The 13,500-nt window shown below is 68.4% G+C and carries 14 protein-coding genes and 4 pseudogenes; 10 read left to right on the top strand and 8 right to left on the bottom strand.

Translation table 11 applies throughout. The annotated features are described in order from the left end of the window. The first annotated feature begins 5 nt into the window (after window positions 1-5). Complete coding sequence (locus ACFYTQ_RS24835) at window positions 6-1,247, top strand: SLC13 family permease (protein ID WP_387365475.1); 1,242 nt, start codon at window positions 6-8, stop codon at window positions 1,245-1,247. Between the two features lie 6 nt (window positions 1,248-1,253). Here ACFYTQ_RS24835 and ACFYTQ_RS24830 read toward each other — a convergent pair whose 3' ends face one another. The 4 genes from ACFYTQ_RS24830 to ACFYTQ_RS24815 are packed head-to-tail and all read right to left on the bottom strand — an operon-like array spanning window position 1,254 to window position 3,742. Further along, window positions 1,254-1,511 carry a YciI family protein gene (locus ACFYTQ_RS24830; RefSeq protein ID WP_387365472.1) on the bottom strand — a complete coding sequence of 86 codons (258 nt, stop codon included), beginning with the start codon at window positions 1,509-1,511 and terminating at the stop codon, window positions 1,254-1,256. Then, window positions 1,511-2,014, bottom strand: a complete 504-nt coding sequence (gene nusB, locus ACFYTQ_RS24825) for a transcription antitermination factor NusB (protein ID WP_387365469.1) — start codon at window positions 2,012-2,014, stop codon at window positions 1,511-1,513. Before nusB ends, ACFYTQ_RS24830 begins: the two co-directional genes overlap by 1 nt. 10 nt (window positions 2,015-2,024) lie before the next feature. Continuing rightward, window positions 2,025-2,588 carry an elongation factor P gene (gene efp / locus ACFYTQ_RS24820; protein ID WP_387365466.1) on the bottom strand — a complete coding sequence of 188 codons (564 nt, stop codon included), beginning with the start codon at window positions 2,586-2,588 and terminating at the stop codon, window positions 2,025-2,027. Window positions 2,589-2,623: 35 nt separating this feature from the next. Further along, window positions 2,624-3,742, bottom strand: coding sequence for an aminopeptidase P family protein (locus tag ACFYTQ_RS24815; protein WP_387365463.1), 1,119 nt, complete (start codon window positions 3,740-3,742; stop codon window positions 2,624-2,626). Between the two features lie 199 nt (window positions 3,743-3,941). On the opposite strand from ACFYTQ_RS24815, the gene ACFYTQ_RS24810 reads away from it, so the two are divergent. From ACFYTQ_RS24810 to ACFYTQ_RS24800, 3 genes and pseudogenes are all read left to right on the top strand, one after another. Then, on the top strand, window positions 3,942-4,397 hold the full coding sequence (locus tag ACFYTQ_RS24810) for a prepilin peptidase (RefSeq protein WP_387365460.1): 456 nt from the start codon (window positions 3,942-3,944) through the stop codon (window positions 4,395-4,397). Between the two features lie 92 nt (window positions 4,398-4,489). Next, entirely contained in the window at window positions 4,490-5,704 is a 1,215-nt protein-coding gene (aroC, locus tag ACFYTQ_RS24805) for a chorismate synthase (protein ID WP_387365457.1), read from the top strand. Beyond that, a pseudogene (locus ACFYTQ_RS24800) lies at window positions 5,701-6,219 on the top strand (shikimate kinase); the annotation flags it as partial. The gene aroC and the pseudogene ACFYTQ_RS24800, both read left to right, overlap by 4 nt. Here ACFYTQ_RS24800 and ACFYTQ_RS24795 read toward each other — a convergent pair. Beyond that, window positions 6,138-6,446: a hypothetical protein gene (locus ACFYTQ_RS24795; protein ID WP_387366196.1), complete on the bottom strand. Its 309-nt coding sequence runs from the start codon at window positions 6,444-6,446 to the stop codon at window positions 6,138-6,140. The pseudogene ACFYTQ_RS24800 and the gene ACFYTQ_RS24795 overlap by 82 nt on opposite strands. Before the next feature lie 921 nt (window positions 6,447-7,367). Beyond that, on the bottom strand, window positions 7,368-7,520 hold the full coding sequence (locus tag ACFYTQ_RS24790; protein ID WP_387366193.1) for a hypothetical protein: 153 nt from the start codon (window positions 7,518-7,520) through the stop codon (window positions 7,368-7,370). Window positions 7,521-7,681: 161 nt separating this feature from the next. On the opposite strand from ACFYTQ_RS24790, the gene aroB reads away from it, so the two are divergent. Then, the gene (gene aroB / locus ACFYTQ_RS24785) at window positions 7,682-8,800 is read left to right on the top strand and encodes a 3-dehydroquinate synthase (protein ID WP_387365454.1); all 1,119 of its coding nucleotides are present in this window, start codon (window positions 7,682-7,684) and stop codon (window positions 8,798-8,800) included. A gap of 181 nt (window positions 8,801-8,981) precedes the next feature. Here the strand turns inward: aroB and ACFYTQ_RS24780 are convergent. After that, window positions 8,982-9,074: pseudogene (locus ACFYTQ_RS24780) on the bottom strand (decaprenylphospho-beta-D-erythro-pentofuranosid-2-ulose 2-reductase); the annotation flags it as partial. 210 nt (window positions 9,075-9,284) lie between these two features. On the opposite strand from ACFYTQ_RS24780, the pseudogene ACFYTQ_RS24775 reads away from it, so the two are divergent. The 5 genes and pseudogenes from ACFYTQ_RS24775 to ACFYTQ_RS24755 all read left to right on the top strand — a co-directional run. Beyond that, a pseudogene (locus ACFYTQ_RS24775) lies at window positions 9,285-9,428 on the top strand (SDR family NAD(P)-dependent oxidoreductase); the annotation flags it as partial. Between the two features lie 81 nt (window positions 9,429-9,509). After that, window positions 9,510-10,186: pseudogene (istB, locus tag ACFYTQ_RS24770) on the top strand (IS21-like element helper ATPase IstB); the annotation flags it as partial. Window positions 10,187-10,526: 340 nt separating this feature from the next. Next, window positions 10,527-11,297: an ISL3 family transposase gene (locus ACFYTQ_RS24765; protein ID WP_387365451.1), complete on the top strand. Its 771-nt coding sequence runs from the start codon at window positions 10,527-10,529 to the stop codon at window positions 11,295-11,297. A gap of 44 nt (window positions 11,298-11,341) precedes the next feature. Next, on the top strand, window positions 11,342-11,641 hold the full coding sequence (locus ACFYTQ_RS24760; protein ID WP_387365448.1) for a hypothetical protein: 300 nt from the start codon (window positions 11,342-11,344) through the stop codon (window positions 11,639-11,641). Further along, entirely contained in the window at window positions 11,638-12,000 is a 363-nt protein-coding gene (locus tag ACFYTQ_RS24755; protein ID WP_387365445.1) for a transposase, read from the top strand. The genes ACFYTQ_RS24760 and ACFYTQ_RS24755 overlap by 4 nt, the downstream gene beginning before the upstream one ends. A 317-nt stretch (window positions 12,001-12,317) precedes the next feature. Here ACFYTQ_RS24755 and ACFYTQ_RS24750 read toward each other — a convergent pair whose 3' ends face one another. Next, window positions 12,318-13,262, bottom strand: coding sequence for a hypothetical protein (locus ACFYTQ_RS24750; RefSeq protein WP_387365442.1), 945 nt, complete (start codon window positions 13,260-13,262; stop codon window positions 12,318-12,320). Window positions 13,263-13,500 lie beyond the last annotated feature (238 nt).

The following is a 13,500-nucleotide window of genomic DNA, read 5'->3' as shown; positions in this document are numbered from 1 at the left end:
GCCGCATGCCGCAACGGATCGACACCGAGCGGATCGCGTCCGCGGCCGAGCCGCGCCCCCGGCGACTGAGCACCCTCGATTGGATTCGCCTGGCGCTGTTGGGAATCGGGCTGCTGTGCGTGGCCACCGGCCTGCTGCCGCGCGCCGAGGCCGCCGCCAATCTGCGCCGCGTCGGGCCGCTGCTGTTGTTCCTGGGCAGCGTGATCGTGCTCGCCCACCTCGCGCGCCGGGCCCTGGTGTTCGATGTGATCGCGCATCGGCTGGCGATCATCGGGCGGGGGCGTTATCCGATTCTGTTCGTGCTGTGCGTGCTGTTCGCCGCGACCACGACCATGGTGCTGAATCTGGACACCACTGCGGTGCTGCTCACCCCGGTCATGCTCGCGCTGGCCCGGCCCGCCCGCATTCCGCCGCTGCCGTTGGCGATGACGACGCTGTGGCTGGCCAATACCGCGAGCCTGGTGCTGCCGGTCTCCAACCTCACCAACCTGCTGGCCGCCGACCGCGTCGGCCTGGACGGCACCGCCTTCGCGGCGAGAATGTGGCTGCCGCAACTGGTTTCGGTGCTGCTGACCATGCTGTTCCTATGGGTCTGGTACTGGCGGCGACGACACCGGGACAACGATCGCTACCTGCCGCCCGAACCCGTCCGTCCCGGCGACGGGCGGCAACGGGCGCTGTTCGCCGTGACCGGTGTGGCGTGTCTGCTGTTCATCGCGGCCATCCCGATCGTCGGTGACAGCATCGGCATCGCGGCCGCCGTGGCCGCGCTCGTTGCCGTGGCGGCCTTCGTCATCTGGGATCGCGGCGCGCTGCGCTGGTCGCTGATCCCCTGGCAGCTGCTGATCTTCGTGGTCGGGCTGTTCCTGGTGATCCCGACCCTCGGCCGGTTCGGTCTGTCCGATCTCATGGGACACCTGATCGGCACCGACTCCGGAGCGGTGGGGGCGTATCGCGCGGCGGCGGCGGGGGCGGGCCTGTCCAATGTGGCCAACAATCTGCCCGCCTACACCGCCGGGGAAGCGGTGGTGCCGCACGGCAACGGAAATCAGTTGCTGGCGTTGCTGATCGGCACCAATGTCGGCGCGATCGTCACGCCCTGGGCCTCGCTGGCCACATTGCTGTGCCTCGAGTTCTGCCGCACGCACGGGGTGCGGGTGCCGATGGTCCGGTTCGTGCTCACCGGGGCGGGGCTGGCGATCTGCGCGACCGCGGCGGCCGTGGCCATGCTGTACGTCACCGGCTGAGTCCGCTCAGCCCGTCACGTCCCATTCGTACACGGTGAGTTCCGAGGCGCCGGTGGTGTGAATGGGATCGGTGCTCACCAATTCCCGTGCCGCCGTGAGGTTTTCGGCCCGCACGACGTAGGCGCCGCCGCTGCCGTCGGTGAATCCGCCGCTGCAATCGAGCTGATCGCGGGCCCGGACGTCGGCGAGCCACGCGCGATGCGGCTGGATCACCGACTCGTCCCAGCGCGCGGTCCGCAGGGCCAGGACCAGATACTTGCGCATCACGCCTCGTCGTCGCGGACCCGGGTGGCGGCGGCCGCGGCCCGCACCTGCGGGGCCACCTGCACCACCTGACCGAGCACGCCGTTGACGAACCCCGGCGAATCGTCGGTCGACAGTTCCTTGGCCAGCTCCACCGCCTCGTCGACGGCGACCACGGGCGGTACGTCGGTGGCGTGGAACAACTCCCACACCGCCACCCGCAGCACCGCGCGATCCACCGCGGGCAGCCGCGACAGCGTCCAGTCCTGCAAGTAGGACTCGATCGTGCCGTCCACCCGATCCAGGTCGTCGGCGACGCCCTCGACCAGGGTGCGGGTGTACGGGTTCACCGGCGCCACCGACTCGTCGCGCACCGCCAGCCGCACCCGCTCGTCGAGCAGGTCGGCGGGATCGATGTCGCGGGCCTCGGCCTCGAACAACAGGTCGACCGCGCGTCGGCGCGCCTTGTGCCGGGCGCCGAGCTTCTTGTACGGGGACTTCTTGTCCCCGGGCTGATCCGCCACGCTCACCAGGTTAGGCGTTCACTCGGCCGAGGTAGCTGCCGTCGCGCGAGTCGATCTTCAGCTTGTCGCCCTGGTTGATGAACAGCGGCACCTGAACCTCGGCGCCGGTCTCCAGGGTGGCGGGCTTGGTGCCCGCGCTGGACCGGTCGCCCTGCAGGCCGGGCTCGGTGTGGGTGACCTGCAATTCGACGGTGACCGGGAGTTCGACGTAGAGCACCTCGCCCTCGTGCGTGGCGACCTGCACCGACATGTTCTCCAGCAGGAAGTTCGCGCTGTTGCCGAGCACCTTGTCGCCGATGTGGATCTGGTCGTAGGTGTCGCCGTCCATGAAGATGTAGTCCGACCCGTCGTGGTACAGGTAGGTCATGTCGCGACGGTCGACATTCGCGATCTCCACCTTGACGCCCGCGTTGAAGGTCTTGTCGACGACCTTGCCGGAGACGACGTTCTTCAGCTTGGTCCGCACGAACGCCGGACCCTTCCCCGGCTTCACGTGCTGGAACTCGACGATCTGCTGGAGCTGATTGTCGATTTTCAGCACGATGCCGTTCTTGAAGTCGCTGGTGTCCGCCACTGTCCTCGGATCTCCTGTTCGTAGGGCAACCGGCGTCAGTCGACGACGGTCAAATCTTTGCTGGTGAGCGTGAGCAGCTCGGGGCCCCCCTCGCGAACCACGAGCGTATCCTCGATGCGGACACCGCCGCGGCCGGGGAAGTACACACCTGGCTCGACGGTCACCGCCACGCCTCGCAGCAGTGTACCCGTGCCGGTTTTGCCGACCGCCGGTGCTTCGTGGATGCGCAGGCCCACACCGTGACCCAGGCCGTGCACGAACAGCTCACCGTGCCCGGCCGCCTCGATGACCGAACGGGCCGCCGCGTCCACATCCGCGCACGCGGCCCCGGGTTTCAGTGCCTCCCGACCGGCCCGCTGCGACTCCAGGACCAGCTCGTACACCTCGCGCTGCCAGTCGCTGGGCGGCCCGAGCACCAGGGTACGGGTCATATCGGAGTGGTAGCCGTCGACGACCGCCCCGAAGTCGAGCTTCACGAAATCGCCCGCGGTCAGCACAGCGTCGGTCGGACGATGGTGCGGCACAGCCGAATTGGGGCCGGCGGCGACGATCGTCTCGAACGAGATCGCGTGCGCGCCGTGTTCGAACATCAGCCATTCCAGTTCGCGGGCCACCTGGCGTTCGGTGCGGCCGGGGCGCAGGCCGCCGCGGTCGAGCAGGGTCGCCAGCGCCGCGTCGGCGGCCGCGCAGGCCGCGCGCAGGCGTTCGACCTCGTAGGCGTCCTTGACCAGGCGCAACTGCTCCACCAGGCCGGGGGTGGGCGCGAATTCGAGCCCGGTGCCCCACTCCAGGAAGGAGCGGTGCTGGTCGACGGTGACGACGTGGCTCTCGAAGCCGACGCGGCCGGTCTGCCATTCCCCTGCCAGTTCGACCAGGCGGCGCGCGCTCGACCGCGCGATCTCGGCGCGTAGATCGGGAGCCTGCTCGCCGACCTGCGTGCGGTAGCGGCCGTCGGTGCAGAGGACGGTGCGCTCCTCGGCCCCGTCCCAGGCGTACACCAGCAGCGCGGCATTGGATCCGGTGAAGCCGGTCAGGTATCTGACGTTCACCAGATCGGTCACCAGCAAGGCGTCGACCCTGTTCTCCACCAACAGGTCCCGCAGCGCGGCCCGGCGGGCCGCGTACGCGGGACGGTGCGCACCGTGATCAGACATGGCACCCACGCTACCGCTGCCCGCCGACAGGGCCCGCACCCCGTCGGTCGCCCCGCCGAAGCCGCCGCACCCGTCGTCACCTGGGCGAACCCCTCCGCGAGGCGACCGATCGTAAGCAACGGTTGTTCACATCCCGAAAGTTGTCCACATTTTGGATTCGTGGCTCCCGCAAGCGATTTCGACCGTGCAGGATCGAGACATGACCGCCTTCGCACTCGTCCTCCTCGCCCTGTGGTGTACGGCCTTGAGCGTCATCGACTTCCGCGTCCGCCGATTACCCGACCCGCTGACGCTGCCCGGTGCGCTCGCCGTACTCGGCTACGCCGCGAGCGCCGATCGACTGGCCGCCGCCGTCGCCGGGGCTCTCCTGCTGGCCGTGCCGTATCTGCTCGTGCACTTGGCCGCGCCCGCCGCGTTCGGTGCCGGGGATGTGAAACTGGCGCTCGGCCTCGGCGCGGCCGCCGCGTGTGGCGGAGCGAACACTTGGATGTGGGCGGCGCTGAGCGCCCCGGTGCTCACGGCGCTCGGCGGCGGCGCCCTCACGGTGTTCCGCGCCTACCGATCCCACGCCCCACCAGCGAATACGACTGTCCCGCACGGCCCTTCGATGTGCGTCGGAACGCTCGCCGCGCTGCTGGCCGCGCCGTTCGTGTGATCGACCGATCCCCCGGTCGGCGGGCATACGGAGCCCCGCCGGTGCGCCGCCGGGCCGACCGGATGTCCGACCTGACCTGCTGACGTGGAAAGATGGTGAGCGTGTTGCGCTGGATTACCGCCGGAGAGTCGCATGGTCCCGCCCTCGTGGCGATCCTCGAGGGGATGGTGGCCGGGGTCGAGGTGACCTCGGCCGATATCGCCGCGCAACTCGCGCGCCGCCGCCTCGGATACGGGCGTGGCGCGCGGATGAAGTTCGAGGCCGACAAGGTCACCGTCATCGGCGGCCTGCGGCACGGCCGCACCATGGGCGGTCCCCTCGCGATCGAGATCGCCAATTCCGAATGGCCGAAGTGGACCCAGGTCATGGCCGCCGACCCCGTCGACGAGGCCGAACTGGCCGAACTCGCGCGCAACGCGCCGCTGACCCGGCCGCGTCCCGGGCACGCCGACTATTCGGGGATGCTCAAGTACGGCTTCGACGACGCGCGCCCCGTCCTCGAGCGGGCCAGTGCCCGCGAGACCGCGGCCCGCGTCGCGGCGGGCACGGTGGCCCGGGCGTTTCTGCGGCAGGCTCTCGGCGTCGAGGTCGTCTCGCATGTGGTGTCGATCGGGTCGGCGCGCGCGGCCGACGGCGTCGTGCCGACCGCCGCGGACGCCGACGCCATCGATGAGAGCCCGGTGCGGGCCTTCGACAAGGACGCCGAGGCCGCGATGATCGCCGAGATCGATGCCGCCAAGAAGGACGGCGACACCCTCGGCGGTGTGGTGGAGGTCGTGGTCGAGGGGCTGCCGGTCGGTCTGGGGTCGTTCACCAGTGGCGAGCACCGGCTCGACGCGCGCTTGGCCGCCGCGCTGATGGGGATTCAGGCGATCAAGGGCGTCGAGGTCGGCGACGGGTTCGAGACCGCGCGGCGGCGCGGCAGCCAGGCCCACGACGAGATGCGGCCCGGCCCGGACGGGGTCCTGCGCTCGACCAATCGGGCCGGTGGTCTCGAGGGCGGCATGACCAACGGCGAGCCGCTGCGCGTGCGCGCGGCCATGAAGCCGATCTCGACCGTGCCGCGCGCGTTGTCGACGGTGGATATGAGCAGCGGCGAGGAGGCCGCCGCCATCCATCAGCGTTCCGACGTGTGCGCCGTGCCCGCCGCGGGCGTCGTGGCCGAGGCGATGGTCGCGCTCGTCGTCGCGCAGGCCGCCCTGGAGAAGTTCGGCGGCGACTCGTTGTCGGAGACCGTCGACAACATCACCAGCTATGTGAAGCGGATCAATGCCCGCCCGCACGTTCCGGGCGCCGTGACGTCATGATCGTGCAGACCGACCCGCGCCGACCGTGCGTGGTGCTGGTCGGCCCACCGGGAGCGGGCAAGTCGACGATCGGCCGCAAGCTCGCCAAGGAACTCGGCGTCGAACTGTTCGACACCGACGCGGGAATCGAGGCGGAGACCGGACGCAGCATCCCGGAGATCTTCGCCGACGAGGGCGAACCGGAGTTCCGGCGCATCGAGGAGCGCGTGGTGCGGCGGGCCATCCTCGCCGAGCGTGGCGTGGTCTCCCTGGGCGGCGGCGCCGTGCTGTCGGCGAACACCCGCGAGCTGCTGCACGGCCGCACGGTCGTCTACCTGGAAATCAGTGTGGCCGAAGGACTTCGGCGCACCGGCGCGAGCACCCACCGCCCCCTGCTGGCCGGTGACGATCCGGGCGCCAAGTACCGCAGCCTCATGCGCGAACGCCGCCCCCTCTACCGCGAGGTCGCCAGCGTCCGCGTCCGCACCGACGGCCGCAGCCCCGGCCGCGTGGTCCGCAACATCCTCGCCAAACTCGACCTCGAGCCCGCCACCACCCACCCCGCGCCCCCCTCCCGAGCACCCGGCGGCGAGGCCACGAGCCGCCGCGCCCGAGCCCGCCGACGCCGCCGTTCCCGCACGGGCAACCAGCCCACCGCCGAGACGAACGCGACGGCGGCGCGGCAGAACCCCGAGTCGGCCGCCTCAACCTCGAGCAACACCGAGGGCGCGGCGGCGAGGCCCCGCTCCGCCGGTACCAGCACGGCCGCGAAACCTACCCGGCAGGCCGAAGACGCCCCTCGCACAACCGATTCCGCCGAACCAACCGCGAACGACTCCGCACGGCGACGATCTCGCCGCTCCCGCCGAGGCGGACGCCGACACACCCGCAAGACGCCGAGCGCCATCGAGTCGATTACGAGCGATACCTCCGACTCCACCCCGAACGACCCACCGACGCGTAGGTCCACCCCCACGACTTCCGCCGAGCGCTCAACGGACGCCCCCCAATCTCCGGCGAAGCGTGCGGCAGCCCCGTCGAACGCGGACCGCCGTCGCAGACGCCGCACCACCCGCCCATCGGCCGCACCGACCCACCTTGCCCCGTCCACGCGAGTCGACAATTCAAAGGCAGATTTCCCCGCCGCTGAAAAGCCGGACGACACAACACCTTCCGATTCGACTCGGTCGACAGGGGCCATCTCGAAGCCCCAGCCGACCACTCCCAACGATCCGTCCACCACAACCACACCCGACCCGAACGCATCCGCGAATTCCCGGTCCCCGCAAGCCCACCCCGAACCCGAGGCCCACCCGACCAACCGTCCGCCCCGCCGACGCGCCGCGGCCCGCCCGGCGGGTCCACCCATGACGCCCGCTGGCCCAGCCACATCCACCACGAACAACGAGACCGCCGAGCGTCCGAAGACGACTTCCGCCCCAACACCACGCGTGACAGGCCCCGAGGCAGCCAGGCCAACCTCCCCCAACCCGACAGCATCCGCGAGGAGCGACCAAATCGCCGGTACGCCGGAAAACCCTTCCGCCGCAACGGCATTCACCGGGAGCAACGAGACCACCAAACCGCAAACAGTGGACTCCGGCCCAGCGGCAATCACCACGAGCCACGAAGCCGCTGAGTCGCCGAAAAAGTACCCCAGCTCAACAGCGGCCGTCACGAGCAATCAGACCGCCGAGGTTTCGAAAACATCCTTTGGCCCAACGGCATTCGCTACGGGCCACGAGGCCGCCGAGTCGCGGATAACGTCCCCCGGGTCAGCGGCATCCGTCACGATCGGCGAGGCCGCCAGCGCGCCGATCAGGCCTTCCGGGCTCATGGGGTCTCCCGGGAGCGGCGGGGCTACGGTGGGCGAGGAGTCGAGATCCCGCCTCGCGCAGGGTGACTCGGCCGGAGAGGGGATGGGCCGGGGCATGGTGCTCGGGTCCGGCATGGGCGGGCATGTACACGACGAACACGAGAAGAATCGGAGCAGCTGCCATGAGTGAGCCGACCCGCATCGAGGTCCGCGCCGCCGATCCGTATCCGGTGATCATCGGGCGGGGGTTGCTCGGCGATCTGGTCGATCAGGTGACCGGGCAGTCCGGGGTGCGGACGGTCGCGATCTTCCATCAGCCGCCGCTCACCGAGACGGCCGAGGTGGTGCGGCAGGCGTTGGCGGACAAAGGGATCGACGCGCATCGCGTCGAGATCCCGGACGCCGAGGCGGGCAAGGACCTGCCGGTGGCGGGATTCTGCTGGGAGGTGCTCGGTCGGATCGGCCTCACCCGGCAGGACGTGGTGATCAGCCTCGGCGGCGGCGCGGCCACCGATCTGGCCGGGTTCGTGGCCGCGACCTGGATGCGCGGCGTGAAGATCGTGCACGTGCCGACCACCCTGCTCGCCATGGTCGACGCGGCCGTCGGCGGCAAGACCGGCATCAACACCGAGGCCGGTAAGAATCTCGTCGGCTGCTTCCACGAGCCCACGGCGGTCCTGGTCGATCTGGCGACCCTGGAAACCGTGCCGCGCAACGAGATCGTGGCCGGTATGGCCGAGATCATCAAGGCGGGCTTCATCGCCGACCCGGTCATCCTGGACCTCATCGAACGCGACCCGCAGGCCGCCCTCGACCCCAAGGGCGACGTGCTCCCCGAACTGGTGAGCCGGGCCATCCAGGTCAAGGCCGACGTGGTCTCCGCCGACCTCAAGGAGGCCAGCCTCCGCGAAATCCTCAACTACGGCCACACCCTCGGCCACGCCATCGAACGCCGCGAACGCTACCGCTGGCGGCACGGCGCCGCCGTCGCCGTCGGCCTCGTCTTCGCCGCCGAACTCGGCCGCCTCGCCGGCCGCCTCGACGACGCCACCACCGACCGCCACCGCACCATCCTCGAAAGCGTCGGCCTCCCCACCACTTACGACGCCGACGCCCTCCCCCAACTCCTCGAAGCCATGCAGACCGACAAGAAAACCCGCTCAGGCGTCCTCCGCTTCGTAGTCCTCGACGGCCTCGCCAAACCCGGCCGCCTCGAAGGCCCCGACCCCACCCTCCTGGCCGCCGCCTACGCCACCATCGCCCGAGAGGACGCCCCCACCAACGGCGCCATCCTCCTATGACACCCACCCGCGACTGCCCCGGGTACGCAACGCATTGCGGCCGAACACTTTTCGCTGACTCACGGTGGCCACATCGAACGCCATCTCACTCTGTGTGCCCGCGACGTCTCAGCAGAACCACCGGCAACAGCGAGAGCGTCGGCCGCACCGACGCCAGCAACCCTCGCCACGCGCCAACCGGGAGGCCGAGGTAGAAGCCGTCAAGGCCCGCCTCGGCGGAGCCGTAGGCAAAGTTGAAGCGGCGGACGCGTTCGCCCGCGACCGAGGACATGACCGGCCGCCCCAGCGGGCCGCGGCTCCGCCCCCCGTGGGAATTGCGAACGCCGACTCCAGGGCAGAGCGCTGTCGGCCCACGTGAACAGCGACCTACCCGGCAGAGCGACCGCACGTCTCCCGCTGGGCGGACGTACGTCTCCCGTAAGACACATACGTCGCGCGCAAACACAGCGCACACCCCCCGCAGGGCGGCGCACTCCCACTCCGCGCGGTGGTGAACGTGGCCAGCGTCGGGGGCCTGCGCTCGACCGGCGTGATCGCCGCCTACGGCGCCTCCAAGGCCGCGCTCATCCGGCTCACCGAGGAGCTGGCCTGGCAGCTCGGCCCGACGATCCGGGTGAACGCGGTGGCATAACCACCTAGAACGGCCCGCGACCAACGGCTCGGCGAAACCTCCCGACGGGCTGCCCTCTATTCTGGCCTACCTGACCGGGTGTCGAAGATCCCAACCATCGCCCGGTCCTGCGAGGAGCTGGCCGACCCAGGCCCGCGACGAAAACTGGTCGCACGAGGTGTATTTGGTGGCTCTGCTGCAACGCCGAGTCGCCGACCGCGAGTCCAAGGGCACCATCATGCGGATCCGCACCGCGCACTTCCCCCAGATCAAGGCCCTCGACGAATTCAACCACGACCACCTGCCTTCACTACGGCGAGATGTGTTGGCGCACTTGGCAAGCGGCACCTTCATCCCTAAGCCGAGAACGTCATCTCTGCTGGGCCCGCCCGGCATCGGCAAGACCACCTCGCGATCGGGCTCGGCGTCAAAGCCGCCCACGCCGGCTACTCGATGCTGTTCGACACCGCCAGCAACTGGATCGCCCGCCTCACCAGCACCCACCACTCCGGACGCCCGGACGCGGAACAGAAGAAGATCCGCCGCTACAAGCTGATCATCATCGACGAGGTCGGCTACATCCCCTTCGACCAGGACGCGGCGAACCTGCGCTTCCAACTCGTCGCCTCCCGCTATGAACAGGGCTCGATCATGGTCACCTCGAACCTGCCCTTCGTCCGCTGGGCAAGACGTTCTCCGACGACGTCGTCGCCGCAGCCATGATCGACCGCCAGGGCCACCACGCCGAGGTTCTCACCGTCACCGGCGACTCCTACGCCACGCCCTCCTCGCCAAGGCAAACCGCGCCGCCGACTAATCCTCGAAAACTGACCCTCCAGGGGATCAAAATCCACGATTCGACCGAGGTCAGTCTTCAGGTTCTGGCACACTTTCGTGATCCACCCGTCAGTAATGTGCTGGGGGGCTTTATATTCGGATGGCCGGTCGCCGATGGTGTCTCGGATGTTCTGATCTTGAGTTGATGGCCGGGCTGTTCCCGCATTTGGACGGCTTGCGCATCGATGGTGTTCGAATGTCCGGTGAAGTCGTTCAGATCGAGGCCAGTACCAGCGCATTCCGGTTGCTTGCCCCGGATGCTCGCGGTTATCTTCGCGCGTGCACAGCCGCTATCAGCGTCGATTGTCCGACACCGCGATCGCGGGCCGGGAAGTGCTGATCGGGTTGCAGGTCCGACGGCTGTTTTGCGGCAATACCGATTGCAGCAGAGGGACTTTCGTCGAGCAATTCCCTGCGCTGGCCGCGAGGCATGGCCGCCGCACGGCGGTAGCGCAACGAGTCTTGTGCGCAGTCGCCTTGGCACTGGGCGGTCGCGCCGGAGCGCGTCTGACCCGGGATTTGGCGGTGTCGATGAGCCGGATGACGCTGTCGCGGCAGATCCGGGCGCTGCCGGATCCGATCCGGCCGACGCCACGGGTACTCGGGGTCGACGATTCCGCGCGGCGCCGAGGACATCACTACGGCACGATCCTGATCGATATCGAGTCCCGTCGCCCGATCGAGGTGCTTGGCGATCGCACCGCCGAGACACTCGCCGCGTGGTTGAGGGTCCATCCAGGGGTCGAGATCGTGTGCCGCGACCGGGCCTGCGCCTACGCCGAAGGAGCCGCTGCCGGTGCACCCGAGGCGTTGCAGGTGGCCGATCGCTGGCACATTCGGAACAACCTCGCCACCGCGGTCGAACGCACCGTCGCTGCCCACCGAACCCACCTGAGCGCGAAGGTTCCGGCCGACTCCGGCGAACATCATCGGCAACCGCCGATCCTGACCGGACCGGCGCAAGTGGTCGCGAGCGCCCGACCTCGCGCGAGCAATCTGATCGAACCGCGGTCCGAACTCAACAGCGCCACAGCGAAATCCACACACTGATAGCCAAAGGCGACAGCATCCGAGTCATCTGCGCGAAGCTCGGTTTGGCACGCAGAACGGTCCGGCGCTTCGCGCGCGCCGATACCGCCGAGGAACTGCTGGTCAACAATGGCACCGGCTACCGGCCCAGCATGCTCGACGATTTCAAGCCCTACCTCCCGCAACGGTGGGGCGAAGGCTTCACGAACGCCACTCAGCTGTTCGACGAGATCACCGCCCACGGTTATCGAGGCCGAGAGGAACGTCGTTCGCTCCTATCTACGCCCTTGGCGCGCCGGAGAGCCTGTTGCCCCAACCGGTCATCAAACCGCCAGCAGTCCGGCGTGTCGCCAGCTGGCTCATGACAGATCCCGCCACTCTCAACGCTGCGGACACGCAGCATTTGGAAGCGATCCTGACGTCCAGTCGGTCCCTGACCGGCCTCGCGAACCATGTCCGCTCGTTCGCTGCCATCCTCTGGCAGCTGCGCGGACGCGACCTCGAGCCCTGGATGAGCGCCGTCGACGTCGATGATCTGCCCGCACTGCATTTGTTCGTCCGCGGTCTGCGTCAAGACCTCGACGCGGTGACCGCCTGCCTGTCGCCGCCCTGGAACAGTGGCGTCGTGGAGGGCCATGTCAACCGGATCATGATGCTCAAACGCCAGATGTTCGGCCGCGCTAAGCCCGATCTGCTCAGAAAGCGAATCCTGTTGAGCGACTGATGAACCTGCTGAACCGAACGCGACAATGTGCCAGAACCTGAACCTGACCACCTGGTCCGGGTCAACCGTGACCCCACCGCGCCTCAACGCACCAAAATGGCTCCCCTCTCGTGTCAAGGCGAGGGTTGCAGGTCATGGCTATATCTCTTTGGCGGTGAGTGCCGCCCCCCGATTGCCCTCCCGGACTTGCCGTTTCGAGGCGACGCTGGTCGGCGAGCATGCGCGTGTGGACAACGTTCGACAGGCGCCCCCTCCCGAGTCGAAACCGAGAGGAGGCGTAAGCGCTACCGGCTCCCTGTGCCGAATGGGTTGCAGGGTTAGGTGATGCCGAGGGTGCGCAGGGCGTGCCCGATGCCGCCGAAGAATCCGGTGTAGGCGATGTCTTCACGGGTGAATCCACCGGTGCGTTTGGGCGGCGTCCAGGGGGTGATGGTCCATGATTGGCCGGGTTCCCCTGGGGGACGGCCGTGGAGGTGACCGTCGCGGTCGGTCCAGTGGGTACGGTCGGGGCCCAGGGTTTTGTCGTCGGCGGCGTAGATGTGCGTGCCGTCGGTGGCCCACCGGTAGGTTTCGTAGTTGGCGCGATCACGTCCGCAGGCTCTCATCCGGGCGACCGTAGTGGTGTCGTCGTGGGAGGGCCTGTAATAGATGCCATCCTGTTCGAGTTCGGGCAGATAGGACTCCATCGCCTCGAGCAGGGGCTGTTTGTGCTCCTCCGCGGGTTCCCAGCCCGCGAGCATTCTGAATTTGATCCAATCCATGCCCCCGTCGCTGGCGTAGACCGCGCACGCGCCTTCCCAGTCGTCGAGATTCTTGTGGTCGTTGGGCATGGATTCGGGGATCAGCGTGCTCAGATATCGTTTGCGTTCTTCCGGCCTGGCCTTTCGCGTGGCTTCCCTGGCCAGAATCTCATCCCACTCCGCTTCACTGGTCAACTCCACAGGGCCGCTGTCGGACTGATCGCGGGTACGGAACCCGACACAGTAGTCACCGATGTTCTGCAGGTCGCGCACTGCGGTGCTGACGATCTGGTTGTAGGGACGCCGCTCAGCCCGGTCTTCAGCGGTGTAGAACTGCCACGCGGTGGCGATGCTGCCGTCGGGATCGCCGAGTTCGAGCCACGGCGCGCTGGTCTTGTACTGAGGGAAGGTCGTGCCTTCCTTGTGGTCGCTGATATCGACGGCGGTGCCTAACCGCACGCGCAGGACCCGTCCGGTGTCGTTGTTGGTGATGGTGAAATTGCCGTTCGGAAAGTTCGCCATGCCTGCAGTCTGCGAGACACCCAGGCTGCGCGTGGGCAGCTTGCCTGAAATGACTACCTGACCTGCGAGATAACGGAACCACGAATCCTGCTGGCTCAGACGGTTTTGGATTCAGCCAACGCCCGCCACGAGTATCGGCGATGGGGGCTGCTGCACGGATAGGTGACAACCGAGTTGGCTTGCCGGGTGGCGAGCCTGAGAGGATGTCGCAGTGCCGAAGCCGTATCCGAAAGAGTTC

The organism is Nocardia sp. NPDC004068 (assembly GCF_042874315.1).
In the GTDB taxonomy this organism is placed as follows: domain Bacteria; phylum Actinomycetota; class Actinomycetes; order Mycobacteriales; family Mycobacteriaceae; genus Nocardia.
This window is presented reverse-complemented; position numbering and strand designations above follow the sequence as displayed.

Excerpts from the sequence above, each read along its gene's own strand:
- ACFYTQ_RS24835 (WP_387365475.1), top strand. The coding sequence starts at position 6 with ATGCCGCAACGGATCGACACCGAGCGGATCGCGTCCGCGGCCGAGCCG.
- ACFYTQ_RS24830 (WP_387365472.1), bottom strand. The coding sequence starts at position 1,511 with ATGCGCAAGTATCTGGTCCTGGCCCTGCGGACCGCGCGCTGGGACGAG.
- ACFYTQ_RS24815 (WP_387365463.1), bottom strand. The coding sequence starts at position 3,742 with ATGTCTGATCACGGTGCGCACCGTCCCGCGTACGCGGCCCGCCGGGCC.
- ACFYTQ_RS24810 (WP_387365460.1), top strand. The coding sequence starts at position 3,942 with ATGACCGCCTTCGCACTCGTCCTCCTCGCCCTGTGGTGTACGGCCTTG.
- aroC (WP_387365457.1), top strand. The coding sequence starts at position 4,490 with ATGGTGAGCGTGTTGCGCTGGATTACCGCCGGAGAGTCGCATGGTCCC.
- ACFYTQ_RS24790 (WP_387366193.1), bottom strand. The coding sequence starts at position 7,520 with ATGAGCCCGGAAGGCCTGATCGGCGCGCTGGCGGCCTCGCCGATCGTG.
- aroB (WP_387365454.1), top strand. The coding sequence starts at position 7,682 with ATGAGTGAGCCGACCCGCATCGAGGTCCGCGCCGCCGATCCGTATCCG.
- ACFYTQ_RS24755 (WP_387365445.1), top strand. The coding sequence starts at position 11,638 with ATGACAGATCCCGCCACTCTCAACGCTGCGGACACGCAGCATTTGGAA.
- ACFYTQ_RS24750 (WP_387365442.1), bottom strand. The coding sequence starts at position 13,262 with ATGGCGAACTTTCCGAACGGCAATTTCACCATCACCAACAACGACACC.